This window comes from Brachybacterium tyrofermentans, from assembly GCF_039526165.1.
GTDB classification, from domain to species: domain Bacteria; phylum Actinomycetota; class Actinomycetes; order Actinomycetales; family Dermabacteraceae; genus Brachybacterium; species Brachybacterium tyrofermentans.
Genome location: NZ_BAAAIR010000046.1, coordinates 329,508 through 343,750 on the forward strand (window position 1 = coordinate 329,508; position 14,243 = coordinate 343,750).

Consider the following 14,243-nt stretch of genomic DNA (forward strand, 5'->3'; position numbering starts at 1 on the left):
CATAAGGTGAGCTATTGGATACCTGTCGATCCCGACCTCGAGGAGACCCCCATGTCCATCACCGATGAGCTGCTCTCCAGCGCGCAGGACTACGCCGCCTCCTTCTCCCACGGTGATCTGCCCATGCCCCCTGGACGTCAGATCGCAGTTCTCGCCTGCATGGACGCCCGCGTGAACGTCTACGGCCTGCTCGGTCTGTCCGAGGGTGAGGCGCACGTGATCCGCAATGCCGGCGGCGTCGTCTCCGAGGATGCGATCCGCTCCCTCGCGATCAGCCAGAGACTGCTCGGGACCCGGGAGATCGTGCTGATCCATCACAGCGACTGCGGCATGCTCACGTTCACCGACGACGACTTCAAGGCGCAGATCGAGGCGGATACCGGGATCCGCCCCTCCTGGGCCGCCGAAGCCTTCGCCGATCCGGCGGCGGACGTCCGTCAGTCCCTCCGACGGATCGCCGCGACGACCTCCATCCCACACCGGGATCAGGTGCGCGGCTTCGTCTACTCCGTCACCGACGGGACCCTCACCGAAATCGCCGACGACGCGTGATCGAGGGACCCGCCGCCCACGCGTCGCGCGGCTGATCGACCCTGAGAAAACGCCACGACACGCCGGCCTGTCGCCGGTAGGGTCCGACCATGCCCACCGAGGAGGACGATGAAGCTTCCCCGCGCGCCCTCGGGCCTCGAGTCATCCTCGGAGGTGCGTTCTGGAGCCTGCGGCAAGCCGTGCGGACCAACCCTCGGTGGGTAGCCCTGGCGGCTCTCGCATCGCTCCTTCTGGCGCTCATCCCGGCGGCGCAGGTGAGCGTGGTCGCCTGGGTCGTCGAGTCCGCGGCGGGGTCGACCTGGAAGGATGCGCTCGTGCCGGTGCTCGTCCTGACAGCCCTGGTCGGTCTGAGTCAGGTGGTCTCGAGCGCGGAGAACCTGACCGGTCAGCGCGCGAGCCTGCGACTGCGCTCGGACCTCGTGCGACGCACCGCGGCGACCGCAGCGGTGCTCACCCCGCGGCGGATCGCCGACTCCCGCATCCACGCCCTCGTGGAAGGCGGGAGGAACAGCACCTTCGAGCTGGCCCGCGGCCCGATCTCCGTGATCAGCGCGCTGTCCGCGATCGTCGCCGCGATCGCTCTGGGTGCAGCGCTTCTGCCGTTCTCCGCGCTCGCGGCGGGACTCGTGGTCCTCGCCCTCGTCCCCAGTCTGATCACGTTCTCGTGGGCGGCGCGGATGCAGGACGAGCAGTTCGACAAGGAGACCCGCCACGCCTTCCGTGCCCGCTACCTTCTCGACCAGCTCATCGACCGTCGTACGGCGAGCGAGCTCGCGACGCTCGGCACCGGCCCCAAGGTGGCGGTGAAAGCGAACGACGCGCACGGCTGCGCGACCGAGATCCTCGACCGCACCTATGCACGGCTCCTGAAGGGCGACCTGCTCGGGGGCGTCGCCACGGCCCTGCTCCTCGGCGGCGCGCTGATCGCCGTGCTGAATGCAGGAGCTGGGTCCGGAGGACTCATAGCGGGCGTGCTCGGCGTGATCGCCGGACTGCAGGCCACACGCGGGGCGGGGTTCGCGCTCGGCGACGTCATCTCCGTGGCCCCGAAGATCGCCCGCTTCCGTGAGCTGGAAGGGCTCCCAGACGCCGCGCCCACGCAGCATGTCGTCCGCGAGGTCGGCTCCCTCGAGGCGCACGGGCTGTCGATCACCTATCCCGGCGGCGCGAGGCCCGCTGTACAGGGAGCGAGCCTCCGTGCCGTCGCGGGGGAGATGATCGCCCTGGTCGGCGTCAACGGCGCGGGGAAGACCACGCTGGTCTCCGCCCTGATGGGCATCGTCGAGCTCGATTCCGGCGGCCCCGATCACGGCGTCGTCGAGATCGACGGAGTCGACGCCGGCGAGCTCTCGGCTGCTGAGCGCCTGGGGCGCTTCGGTCTGGTCACCCAGGAGTTCGGCCGCTATGAGATGACGGTGCGCGACGCAGTCGCCCTGGGCACCCCGCGCGAGGACCTGGCCGACGAGGAGATCTGGCAGGCCATGGACGCGGCCCGCGCGGGGGATCTCGTCCGACGCCTCCCCGGTGGCCTGGACACGATGCTCGGCCCGCAGTTCGGCGGCGTCGGGCTCTCCGGCGGGCAATGGCAGCGGATCGCTCTGGCGCGCATCCACCTGCGCGGCGCGGGCATCCGTGTGCTCGACGAGCCCACCTCGGCGATCGACGCCGAGGCCGAGCAGGAGGTCTTCGCCCAGCTGCGGGAGACCGCCGCTGGGCACATCACGATCGTCGTCTCGCACCGTGCGTGGACGCTGCGCGGCATGGACCGCATCCACGTGCTGGAGGAGGGCCGGATCGTGGAGACCGGCACCTACGAGGAGCTCCTGGTACCCGGGACCCGTTTCGCGGAGATCTTCGCCCAGCAGCTGTCCTGATCAGCCCGGCCCACAGCGCGGTCCAGCCCACAGTCCAGTCCAGCCCACGTTGCACGGCACGGCACGTCCCGGCGTGATCCGGTCCGTGATCCGATCAGCGTCGCGTGAGGTCGAGATCCCAGGTGTAGTGCGCGGGCAGGGACGGCACCGGCCACTTCGGATCCGGGAAGAAGTATTCGTATCCGGCGGAGAAGGGGTAGGACCAGGCGGCGATGTGCTGCTCGGCCTCGCGACCGGCGGCCCGGATGGACTCGATCTCCTCGGGGGAGAAGTACTCGGTGCGCTCGGCACCCTCCAGCTCGTCCTCATCCTTGTAGTGCCAGTCGCGGCGCGGCAGCACGACCAGGTCGAGCACGAGGTCCCGGGTGCGCACCCCTTCGTCGGTGCGCTCGTACGGGGTCTCGAGATTGATGTAGTAGCAGCCCAGCGAGCCGTCGTCCTTGTAGAACAGCCACACGGAGTACGGCTTGTCCGGCAGGGCGATCATGAGGATGCCGTTCCCGGTCCACAGCTGCTTGGACTGCAGCCGGGGCGCGGTGAACATGCCCTCGTCGCCGGCGCGGCGCAGCGCCGCGCCGGACTCGAGGACGGGCAGCAGCACCTCGGTGCCGGGCGCGATCCAGACCGCCATGCCGCGATCGTCGTCCAGCACGACTGTGCCGGGGCGGACGGTGCGGGTGGAGTGCTGAGAGGTGTAGTAGGTCCAGGTCACCTGGTCGCCAGGCGACCAGCGTGGGGAGGAAGACATGGTGGTGATCCCGGCCGGATCGGCCTCCACGGACGCCCCGTACCGACCGGCCATCGGGCCGGGGCTGCTCTGCCCGTGAAGGGGTAGGCGTATGGGGCGACCATACCGCCTGCCCCTGGACCGTGCGGGCGGCGCGCCGGTTCCGGGCGGCAGTGCCGGGATTGGGAGACGACCGCGGGGAGACGACTGCGGGGCCGCCACCGAGGTGACGGCCCCGCGAGCGGGTCAGGCGATGCTGATCAGGCGATGCTGATCAGGCGACGGAGGCGCCGCGCAGCTGGGCTGCCAGCGGGCAGTCCATGGGATCGGCGTGGCCGAGGCCCACCCGGTTGAGGTACTTGATGATGATCCCGTAGGAGGTGATCAGGTTCGTCTCGGTGTAGGTGATCCCGCGCTCGGCGCAGAACTGCTTGACGATCGGCTTCGCCTTGCGCAGGTTCGCCGAGGGCATGCGGGGGAACAGGTGGTGCTCGATCTGCAGGTCCAGCCCGCCCATCGCCCAGTTCATCAGCAGGCCGCCTTTGATGTTGCGGCTGGTGAGGACCTGGCGGCGCAGGAAGTCGACCTCGAGGCCCTTGGGGATCAGCGGCATGCCCTTGTGGTTCGGTGCGAAGGAGGAGCCCATGTAGACACCGAAGACGGCCATCTGCACGCCGAGGAAGGCCAGGCCCATGCCGAGGCCCAGAGTCGAGAACACGATCGCGGGGAACCCGATGAGACGCACCAGCACGAGTGCCATCTCGACCTTGCGGTGCTTGACCTTCTCGGTCTTCAGCAGAGCCGTGATGCCCTCGTAGTGCAGCACGAAGCCGAACAGCGTGAGGATCGGGAAGAAGGCCCAGCCCTGACGCTTCGCGAACCAGGCCATGAAGCCGGTGCGGGTGGCCTGCTCCTCGGGGATGAACACCAGCACTCCGCCGGCGATGTCTCCGTCACGGCCCACGGTGTTGGGGTTCGCGTGGTGCTTGTTGTGCTTGCGGGTCCACCAGGCGATGGCCAGGCCCACCACGAGGTTGCCGATGATGCGGGCGAACCAGGCGTTGCGCTTGCCGGAGGAGAAGACCTGCTGGTGCGCGGCGTCGTGGCCGATGAACGCCGCCTGCGTGAACAGGATCCCGAAGAGGACGGCGACCGCGAGCTGCCACCAGGTGCTGCCCAGCGTCAGCAGCAGCACGAAGGTGCCGACGAAGGCGAGGCCGAGGAGCACGGTGCGCAGAACATAGGAGCGGACGTTGCGACCCATCAGGCCGGCGTCCTTCACCCGCTGCGAGAGCTCGAAGTAGTCCTTGGTCTGGGCGGCGGCCCGGGACTGGACCGGAGGTCGAGACTGGGCCGGAGGCCGCTGTGCAGTGGTCGTCATGTCGATGACGCTAGTGCTGGGACGAGCCTCCTGGCGTCCCTCCTCGGAGCGAACCTGCACCCCCTACCGGGGTAGGGGGTGCGCGATCGGGATCTGCGCGGAGATCGCATAGCCGCCGTCGGGCGAGGGCCCTGCCTGGACGGAGCCTCCGAGGGCGGAGACCCGTTCGTGGATTCCCGACAGGCCCAGCCCGGAGCCGGGGATGGCGTCATGCTCGGACTCGGGTGCAACATTGGAGACGTTCACCTGCAGCGTCCTCTCCGGGGTCGCCGAGACGGAGACCGAGACCGCGATCGCCGCGCCGTGCGCATGGCGCAGCGCGTTGCTCAGGGCTTCCTGCACCACCCGGTAGGCGGTCAGCCCCACCGTCGGGGGGACCTCCACCGGCTCGAGGTCGGCGCTGATCGAGGCTCCCGTGGCGCGGCTGGTCTCGACCAGGTCGGTGACGTCGGCCAGGCCGGGCATCGGCATGTCGTCGAGGTCGTCGTCGGTGCGCAGGGTGGCCAGCAGCGACCGCATCTCCCCGAGGGCCTGCCGGGAGGAGGCGGCGATGTCCTCGAATTCCTGCTCGGTCTGGGCGTCGAGGCCCGTGAGCCGGAACTTCGCGGTGCCCGCCTGCACGGTGATGACCGACATCGAGTGGGCCACCACATCGTGCAGCTCGCGCGCGATGCGGCTGCGTTCCTCGAGTTCGTAGCGCCGGCGCATATGGTCGGCACCCAGGGACTGGGCCTGCTCGACCTGCGAGCTGATCAGCAGCCACTGCCGCACGGTCAGGCCCAGCAGCACCACGCCGCCGCTGATCGCCACGAGCACCACGCCGTTGGTGGTCACCGCCCGCAGCGAGTCGTCCGCACGGATCGCCGGTTCCGTGATCAGCAGGGAGATGAGGGTGAGCAGGGCGCCGCCGGACCAGGCCGAGACCGCCCAGAACCAGCGGTGGAAGACTGCCAGCACGGTGAGGGTGAGGCAGTGGGCCAGCAGGGCGGTCACCGGCCACGGCCAGGGGAGGGTATCGGGGGCCGAGGCCGTGGCCAGGATGGTCGCCGTGGCTCCGACGATGCTCAGGGAGAGCCCGGCCCACGGCCACCGCACGGCCAGCACCCCGGCGAGGGCTGCGGCGATCGAGACCAGCATCGCCACGGCCGGGTGCACGGAGTACAGGCTGGCCGTGACCGGCCAGCTCACCACCACCAGCACGAAGCTGATGAACGCGACCGTCATCCAGGTCCAGGCCCCTTCCCGCAGCCGGGCGTCCACGGTGTGCACGATCGGCGGTGCGGGGGAGCCGCGGCGGCGGGATCCCGGGACCGCGCCGCCGAGCAGCGGCGCGGAGACCACGACGTCCAGGAGCGCCAGCGCATGCACCATCGCCGGGAAGGAGAGGGCCAGGGCGAGGCCGAGGACCAGGGCGAGCGACCACTGGCCCGGGACCGGGGTCCCGCCCGGTGGCAGCGCCCGCCCCCAGAGCCAGTAGCTGAGGCCGGCCAGGGCGAGCACGGCCCAGGCGAGCGTGACCCCGACGGTCAGCGCGCGCACCGGAAGGGCGATGAGGGCCTCGAAGGCCAGATCGAGCCAGCGGCGCGGATCGGTGACCAGACGCAGCAGCCCGCGCGGGCCGCGCCCTCGTGGCCGATAGCTCGGTGGGTTGACCTCGACGCCCCAGCGACTCAGGCGGGCACGGTCCAGTTGCGCGTACACCGAGGCCAGGGCCAGGGTGAGCGGGAACAGCAGCACCCCGATCCAGACGATCGCGAGCGCGGCGGAGACCGCCGCCAGAGGCAGCAGCACCACGATCGCGAGCAGGGTCAGGGCGAGGCCCGGCAGGATGAGGGCGAGGTCGTGGCCCAGTCGGCGCAGGCTGTGTCGGTCAGGGACGAGGAACACTCAGGGGTCCTCTCGGGAAGCGGGGATACTGTGGCGCCATGGTTCCCCCTGAGCAGGCAGTCATCCGTGTGCTGATCGTCGACGACCAGTCGATGATCCGCGGCGGCTTCGAGGCGCTGCTGAATGCGCAGGACGGGATCGAGGTGGTGGGCACCGCGGGCGACGGCGCCGGGATCGTCGAGGTGGTGCGTCGTCTGCGCCCCGATGTGGTGCTGATGGATATCCGCATGCCGCACGTCGGAGGCCTGGATGCGACCCGCTCGGTGCTCGCGATGCCGGGGACGCCTCCGAAGATCATCATGCTGACCACCTTCGATGCCGATGAGTATGTGTTCGCCGCCCTGCGTGCCGGGGCGAGCGGGTTCCTGCTCAAGGATTCCACACCCGATGAGCTCGTCCAGGCGGTGCGCGTCGTCGCGGGCGGTGATTCCCTGCTCGCGCCCCGCGTCACCCGGGCCCTGATCGCCGATTTCGTGGCGCGTCCCGAGCGCAGCGCCCGCGACGATGCGAGCCTGGCGGCGCTCACGGAGCGGGAGATCGACGTGCTGCTGCTGGTGGCGCGCGGGCTGGCGAACCGGGAGATCGCCCAGGAGCTGGTGATGGCCGAGCAGACGGTGAAGTCCCATGTCTCCCGCATGCTCTCCAAGCTGATGCTCCGCGATCGCACCCAGCTCGTGGTCGCCGCCTACGAGTCCGGGCTGGTGCGGGCAGGGCGCTGACTCCCCGCCGGAGTCGGTCGATCTGGCGGAGTCAGTCGAGCGCCTGCTCCAGGAAGGCGCGCAGCGTGGGGGACAGCTCCGCCGAACGCAGAGCATCCCTCGCGGCGCGCAGCTCGCCGGCCCCCACGTGGGCGCGCAGTGCCTGGACGAGGTCCTCAGCGGTGAGCGATGTGGCGTCGGCCCCGTGCAGGACCCTCAGACCGGTGGTGTCCGAGAGCTCCTCGGCAGCGATCTCCGCCGTGATCGCCGCGGCCGTCTCCGGTGACAGCGGGGCGGGCCCCTGGGCCGCGGCGCGCTGCTCGAGGGCGATCATCCGCTCGTGCGAGCGGGGATTGCCCATCTTCACCCGGCGGGCGGACATCAGCTGGCTGAGCATCGGGGCGCTCACGCCGAGCACCTCGGCCAGGCGCCTCTGCGAGATGCTGTAGAGCGCCATGAGCGCCCGCAGCCGGTCCTGCAGCGGCCGGCCGTAGAGCTCGCGCTGGCGCCGCCGGTTCTCCTCGAGCGTGGTCGCGTCCTTCTCCGCGTCGGTGGTCATCCCAGCGCCGTCCACACGAGCGCGCCGGCGCCGATGAGGCACACCGACGAGATCAGAAGCAGGAGCACCCCGACCCAGGCGCCGCGCCGTGCACGGGGAGCCTGCACCGGCACGGAGCGAGGATCGTTCCGCGCGGCGTCGCCGGCGCGGGGATCCTGCGGGGTCGCCTCCTGCACGAACAGCTCCGTGGCCCCCTGCGGGCGCTTGGCGGTCCGCTCCGGATCCGGAGCGGGGTGCTGATCCGGGCTCGGTGCGCTCCGCCCGTCGGCCGGGATAGAACTGCCAGCTGCGACGGATCCACCAGCGACGGATCCACCGGGTGCGACGGACGCTCCGGTCATCCCCGATCGGGCCTGGAGGCGTTCATGGAGGCCGGGTGCGAGGCCGGCGAGCGTCGCCGGACCGTCCAGCGGCACCTCGCGCAGCTCTCCGCCGGCCTCGATCTGGTCGAAGACCTCGAAGGGCTCGCCCTCGGCGGTGCGGGACCACGCGGAGACGGGTTCTCCCAGGCGGGGGATCGTGTCGCGGGCCCGCGCGGCCGACGGGCGCCGGGCCGGATCCGCCGTGAGCATCGAGCGCAGCAGCTCCCCGAGGGGCGCCGCGGCCGGATCCGCGCTCCCGGCCAGGGCGTCGCTGACCCGCGTCGGCGCGGCCGACGGCTCGGGACGCGCGCGCGGAGGCCGCGGGGCGAGAGCCTCGAGCGCGCAGGCCGCCGCCGCCCACACGTCCTGCGCGGCAGAGGTCCCTCCGCCCGCGAGGATCTCCGGGGCCATGAAACCGGGTGTGCCGTGCACGAAGCCCGTCTCGGTCAGGCGCACGTCGCTCACATGCAGGGCGATGCCGAAGTCGGCGAGCAGCAGGTGCGGGGCCCCGGTCCCGGTGGCATCGAGCAGCAGGTTCGCGGGCTTCACATCACGGTGCACCCACTGGGAGGTGTGCATCGCCGCGAGGGCGTCCAGGAGCTGTCGCAGCAGCTGGGCGACGAGCGAGGGGGACAGGGCTCCGTGGTCGTCGAGGGCTCCGGCCAGGGTGCCTCCGTGCACGAGGGGCATCACCAGCACGACCGTGTCGTCCTCCGCGACCCAGGTGTACGGGGGCAGGAGATGCGGGTGAGCGCCCAGGCCCTGGGCGGTGCCGACCGTCTGCTCGCGCACGAAGCGCAGCACCTCGGCCCCGTCGCGCTGGCGCATGACCTTGGCCGCGCAGATCGCGCCGTACCGCCGGTCGACCGCGCGCCAGAGGGACCCGGAGGCGCCTCGGGCGAGGGGATCGAGCAGCTCGATGCGGCCGGCGATGACATCGGACATGATGGTGGTCATGCTAGGGCACGGCGTCCCGAGGTGACGGCAGCGTTCGCGAAGGCAAATAGAATGTCGGCCGGACCGACTGATCGTCGTGCCCGCCCAGACCCTGACCGCCAGACCCTGACCGCCCAGACCTTCCAGACCACAGGCGCCATCCCTCCGGTGCCCGAGGACCTGATCGACCGCGAGGAGCGCGCATGACCCGCCGAGCACACCGCCGTGGGCTGTTGCCCGCTCTGCTCGCGGCGTCCCTCGTGCTGGTCAGCGGCATGCCCGCGGCGCTCGCGGATCCCCCCGCCGAGGGCGAGCTGCCTGCCTACGCCTATGCGGCCGACGGGGAGCAGGTCGAGGGCGGGGGCTCCCTCGCCCAGGCGGCCGTCGTCGAGCCCGGGATCCACCTCGACAGCTACGCGCAGGGGGCGTCGGAGGAGTTCGGGAGCGGCACCACGAAGTACTACCGGGTCGCGGTCGAGGACGGGCAGCGTGTGCGCAGCTCGGCGACGATCGCCGCCCCGCCCTATCCCGGCGGGCTCCCCGAGGGATACGAGGGCCTGGACCTGCAGATCTCCTATCTGACCGCTGGGGGCGACACCTGCGACGACAGCAGCTCGTCCTCCACCGGCGCGACGATGACCGGCGACGGCCCGATCACCTCGAGCGCCGTCTCCGGCGTCGTCGGACCGGACGGCTGCGCCGGGACGGAGCTGTTCATCCAGGTCACCCGCACCGGACTGCGGGCGGCGGACGAGCCCCTGCCGGTGGAGATCCAGGTCGCGATCCAGCCCTCGGGCATCGGCGGCGGATCGCCGTCGGTCGACGAGGAGATCGAGGATGACGGCGCCTCCCCGGTCGCGCCGGCCACGGATGAGCCGATCGAGCTGGGCCGCTCGTTCTCATCGGCGACCCCGCTCGAGCCCGGCTCCTATGTCGTCGAGCTGGTGCCGGGGGAGAGCGGGCTGGTCCGGATCCCGGTGCAGGAGGGACAGCGCCTGCGATGGCGCACCGAGGTCACCTCCCAGCCGGAGGGCGCGGGGGAGATCTCGCTGTTCGCCTTCAACGCCGCTCGAGAGCCCGTCGCGGTCGGCGGCGGCACCTGGCAGATGTCGGACTACGATCCGATCGCCGGCGGCGGCATGGCCGCGCCGGTGGACCGCGGCAACCGCAGCTCGGAGCTCTCCGGGGTGGAGTCGGCCTGGCTGCCCGGCACGCAGACGATCCAGCTCCATCGCCTCCAGCGGGCGGCTGACGCCGAACCCGCCGGGGACGACCCGGTCACCCTCGTCCTCACCCTCGAGGTCGACGGGGAGATCGCAGCCGATGCCGCCGACGGGACCGTGCTCGAGCTCGGGGACACCACCTCGGGTTCGTCCCCGGGCGGGTTCCTCGGACTCGGCGACGGCCTGGGGCGCATCGCCCTGTTCGTCGGCGCCGGCCTGCTCGCGCTGATCGCGCTGGTGACCGGAGCGGCCGGCATCCTGGTGCTGCGCCTGCGACGCCGCTGAGAGCCTCTCCAGCCTGCCGCCGGGCTCGCCACCGGCACCGGGCTCGCCACCGGCACCCGTCTCAGCCCGCCCAGGCCTCCCACAGCCGCGCGTAGACCCCGCCGCGACCGACGAGCTCGTCATGGGAGCCCTGCTCCACGACGCTGCCGTCGGCCATCACCAGGATGCGGTCGGCGACCATCGCCTGCGACAGCCGGTGGGCGACGATGATCGTGGTGCGGCCCCGGGCCACCTCGAGGGCGGCGCGCTCGAGCACCCGGGCGCCCGAGGAGCCCTCGTCGGCTGTGGCCTCGTCGAGCACCAGCACCGCCGGATCCTGGAGCGCGATACGGGCCAGGGCCAGCTGCTGGGACTGCTCGGCCGTGAGCCGCTCGCCCTTCTCGCCCACCTCGGTGTCCAGACCGCGCGGGAGGCGTTCGGCCCAGACGGTGGCATCCACCCGCACCAGCGCCGCCCACAGCTCCTCGTCGCTCGCCGTCGGGTTCGCCAGGCGGAGATCCTCGCGCAGCGTCCCGCGGAACACGTGGACATCCTGGCTGACGATCGAGGAATGGGCGCGGCCCGCCTCGATGTCGGCGCGGGTGAGGTCCGCGCCGCCGTGCAGCACCCGTCCGTGACGGGGCTCGAGGGTTCCCGCGATGATCGCCGCGAGCGTCGACTTGCCCGCGCCGGAAGCACCCACCAGGGACACCACCTCGCCCGGGGCGATGTCGAGATCGATCGGCCGCAGCACGATCCGCTCCTCGCCGTCCTGGTCGGTGCCGTACGCGTGGGAGACGCCCTCGAGACGGATCGAGGCGTCCACGGGCTTCTCGTCACCTGGGGAGGAGGCCAGGTCGATCGACTCGATGACCCCCACCATCCGGGTCAGGCTCGCCGCCGCGGACTGCACATCGTCCAGCGAGAAGATGAGGTTCATCATCGGCCACAGCAGGCTGATCAGATACAGCGCGGCCGCGGTGACCAGGCCGATCGGTGCGCCGCCCACGTGGACCATGACGTAGCCCAGCACGAGCACCAGGGCGATCGAGAGGTTCTCCGGCCACACCACGATCTTCACCAGGCGGGTCACGAGGGTCATCACGCGCATGCCGAGCACGACGGCCGTCTCCGAGAGGACGGCGACGTGACGGGTCTCGCGACGTTCGATCCCGTAGGCGTGGACGGTGGGGATGCCGTGGATGGCCGAGAGCAGGCCCTGGGCGCGGGCACCCATCGCGACGCGCTCGCGCCGGTAGATGGGGGCGGTCCGCTTCAGGTACCACAGGGCGCTGATCAGGTACATCGGCACCACGAGCACCACCAGGAGCAGCAGCCAGGGGGAGAGCGACACCATGCCGACCAGGGTCACCGCGACGTAGAAGCCCATCTGGATCAGGTTCGGGACCACGTTGTTGACCGCGCGGGCGGTGACGTCGACGTCGTCGGCGACCCGGGAGAGCGCGTCGCCGATCCCGGTGACCTCCATGCTCTGGGCGGGGAGGTCGAGGGCACGGTCGATCACGTCCTCGCGCATCCCGGCGAGCACCCGCTGCCCGAGACCGCTCACCAGCGCCCAGCCGAGCGCCGAGAACGCGGCCTGCAGCACGCCCGCGAGCATGATCAGGCCGCCCTGGCGCCAGATCGCGTCGGAGCCCGCATCGTTCTGGACCAGGTCGACGGTGGTGCCGATCAGTCGTGGCATCCACGCCGCGGCGACCGCGCCGGCGGTCACGACCAGCAGGGTCACGGTGGTCATCAGCCAGAAGCGACGCAGCCTCCCACCGAGATGACGCACCGAGACGCCGACACTGGCGATGGGGAGGATCTGGGCGTGCTCGTCGAGCTGGCGGCGCGCGGTGGCGTCGCTCTCGAGCAGCTCCTCGGGGTCGGCATCCCAGTCGACGATGCTGAGGTCGGCGGTCATCGCTGCACCATCTTCCGGTAGTCGTCGTGGTCCATCAGGTCGTCATGGGTGCCGTGGCCGGCCACGGCGCCGTCGCTCACGAAGGAGACGTGATCGGCCGCGCGCAGCAGGGCGGGAGACCTGGTCACCAGCAGCGTCGCGCGATCGGGGGCGCGCCGCGCGGCCACCAGGGCCTCGGCGATCGCCTGCTCCGTGACGGCGTCGACCGCGGTGGTCGGGTCGTGCAGCACGAGCACGGGGGCATCGGCGGCGACCGCCCGGGCCAGGGCGATCCGCTGGCGCTGCCCGCCGGAGAGGTTCGCGCCGCGGTCCAGGATGCGGGTGTCGTAGCCCTCGGGCAGGATCCGCAGCAGGTCATCGGCGCCGGCGGCATGCAGGGCGGCGTCGGCCCAAGCATCGGGGTCGGAGCCGTCCGTGGGCGCGGCGAGCACGGAATCGGGGGCCCGGGTGGCGAGCTGCTCCCGCAGAGTGCCGTCGAAGAGGTCCACGACGTGGGGCTCGACGAGCAGGTCCGCCCGGGCGGTGAAACGGTTCCCGGCGGTGACCTCGTCGCCGCCCAGGAGCACCGCGGGCTGCTCGGCGCGGCCGGCGATCGCCTCGATCAGGGCCTCGGCGTCGCGGGCATCCGCGCAGGCGACAGCGACGACCTTGCCATCGGGCACGGCGAGATCGAGGCCTCGCAGCGACCCGCTGTCCGGACCGCGCAGCTGCAGGCCGCCGGTTCCCGGGCGGCGCTCGCCGGGGCTGCGCTCCCCGCGCTCGTCGCGCGCCAGGGCCAGGCGCTCCACGGCGAGCTCGGGGTCGTCGATCTCGCGGCCCAGATCGGCCAGCAGATCGCGGACGCGCCGGGCGGAGGTGGACATGCTCGCCCACCACACCGGCAGGCCCGAGAGGCCCTGCAGCATGCTCATGTTGGACCGGGCCACACCGACCACGGCGATGAGGGTGCCGATGCTCATCTCCCCGGCGACGGTCCGCTGCGACGCGATGATCACGACGGCCGCCATCATGGCCGCGGTGACCAGGGTGGTCAGGCCGCTGGAGACCCCGGAGAAGCGGGCGTTGACCAGGGCGGCGTCGAGCGCCGTGCGGGAGCGGCGACGGTAGTGCGCGCGCGCCCTGCTCTGCACCCCAAGGCCCTGGAGCACGCGCAGGCCATGGACCAGGTCGGTGGCGGTGGCGGCGGCGTCGGCCGATTTGGACTGCTGGGCGTCGTAGCGGGCGGACAGCACCGGGCTGATCACGCGCACCACGATCACCATCACGATGATGCCCACGAGCGTCGCGAGGCCCAGCCACAGGTCGAGGATCGCGAGCCACACACCGGCGGCCACGACCACGGCCGAGGCGGGGAAGGCCCAGGGCAGCATGTCCATGATGTCCGAGGCCTTGTCAGCATCGGAGGTGGCGATGGAGAGCACCTCGCCGGCGGGCCGCTCGACCTGGCGGGAACGGGGATCCAGCACCGCCGCGGTCACGGCGACGCGCAGCCGGTGACGCTCGAACATCCGGGCGCGCTGGCTGGCCTCGAACATGACGGTCCAGGCCCAGGTGCTCAGCAGGCGCAGCGCGAAGATGCCGATCGCCCCGCCCACCGTGACCAGCAGGCTGCCCTGCACGATGCCGGCGTCGATGATCAGGCCCATGAGGACCGGGACGAGCATGTCCACGCCCTCGACGACGAAGGAGAGCGCCATGATCCAGGGGATCGAGCGGCGGTGGTTGCGGACGATCGAGCGCATCACCCCGCGCGAGGGAACGGGGGTGGTGGAGGGGGTGGGGGACGACGCGAGGAGCACCTGATGAATCCAACAGCCACGGGGCGGAAGGCGCAACAGCATTTCTCCGAGGGC

At 71.6% G+C, this 14,243-nt stretch carries 11 protein-coding genes; 4 read left to right on the forward strand and 7 right to left on the reverse strand.

From position 1 onward, the window contains the following. Positions 1–51: 51 nt before the first annotated feature. Positions 52–552 carry a beta-class carbonic anhydrase gene (locus tag ABD093_RS15575; protein ID WP_343925625.1) on the forward strand — a complete coding sequence of 167 codons (501 nt, stop codon included), beginning with the start codon at positions 52–54 and terminating at the stop codon, positions 550–552. An 89-nt stretch (positions 553–641) separates the two neighbouring features. Beyond that, positions 642–2,426, forward strand: coding sequence for an ATP-binding cassette domain-containing protein (locus ABD093_RS15580; protein ID WP_343925627.1), 1,785 nt, complete (start codon positions 642–644; stop codon positions 2,424–2,426). A 94-nt stretch (positions 2,427–2,520) separates the two neighbouring features. Here the strand turns inward: ABD093_RS15580 and ABD093_RS15585 are convergent, their stop codons facing one another. The 3 genes from ABD093_RS15585 to ABD093_RS15595 all read right to left on the reverse strand — a co-directional run bounded on the left by ABD093_RS15585 (position 2,521) and on the right by ABD093_RS15595 (position 6,421). Beyond that, positions 2,521–3,174, reverse strand: a complete 654-nt coding sequence (locus ABD093_RS15585; RefSeq protein ID WP_343925629.1) for a ribonuclease FAU-1 family protein — start codon at positions 3,172–3,174, stop codon at positions 2,521–2,523. Positions 3,175–3,427: 253 nt separating this feature from the next. Next, entirely contained in the window at positions 3,428–4,534 is a 1,107-nt protein-coding gene (locus tag ABD093_RS15590; RefSeq protein WP_343925631.1) for a fatty acid desaturase family protein, read from the reverse strand. Positions 4,535–4,597: 63 nt separating this feature from the next. After that, complete coding sequence (locus ABD093_RS15595) at positions 4,598–6,421, reverse strand: sensor histidine kinase (protein WP_343925633.1); 1,824 nt, start codon at positions 6,419–6,421, stop codon at positions 4,598–4,600. Positions 6,422–6,459: 38 nt separating this feature from the next. Between ABD093_RS15595 and ABD093_RS15600 the strand changes: the two genes are divergently transcribed. Then, positions 6,460–7,140 (forward strand): response regulator, encoded by a 681-nt coding sequence (locus ABD093_RS15600; protein WP_343925635.1) that lies wholly within the window; start codon positions 6,460–6,462, stop codon positions 7,138–7,140. Between the two features lie 31 nt (positions 7,141–7,171). Here the strand turns inward: ABD093_RS15600 and ABD093_RS15605 are convergent, their stop codons facing one another. Then, positions 7,172–7,678: a DNA-binding protein gene (locus tag ABD093_RS15605; protein WP_343925637.1), complete on the reverse strand. Its 507-nt coding sequence runs from the start codon at positions 7,676–7,678 to the stop codon at positions 7,172–7,174. After that, positions 7,675–8,997, reverse strand: coding sequence for a protein kinase domain-containing protein (locus ABD093_RS15610; protein WP_343925639.1), 1,323 nt, complete (start codon positions 8,995–8,997; stop codon positions 7,675–7,677). The genes ABD093_RS15605 and ABD093_RS15610 overlap by 4 nt, the downstream gene beginning before the upstream one ends. A 182-nt stretch (positions 8,998–9,179) precedes the next feature. On the opposite strand from ABD093_RS15610, the gene ABD093_RS15615 reads away from it, so the two are divergent. Continuing rightward, a complete protein-coding gene (locus tag ABD093_RS15615) occupies positions 9,180–10,484 on the forward strand; it encodes a hypothetical protein (protein WP_343925641.1) in 1,305 nt (434 codons plus the stop codon). Positions 10,485–10,545: 61 nt separating this feature from the next. Here ABD093_RS15615 and ABD093_RS15620 read toward each other — a convergent pair whose 3' ends face one another. Further along, complete coding sequence (locus ABD093_RS15620; RefSeq protein WP_193116184.1) at positions 10,546–12,390, reverse strand: ABC transporter ATP-binding protein; 1,845 nt, start codon at positions 12,388–12,390, stop codon at positions 10,546–10,548. Then, positions 12,387–14,189 (reverse strand): ABC transporter ATP-binding protein, encoded by a 1,803-nt coding sequence (locus ABD093_RS15625; RefSeq protein WP_319021483.1) that lies wholly within the window; start codon positions 14,187–14,189, stop codon positions 12,387–12,389. Before ABD093_RS15625 ends, ABD093_RS15620 begins: the two co-directional genes overlap by 4 nt. Between the last annotated feature and the right edge of the window lie 54 nt (positions 14,190–14,243).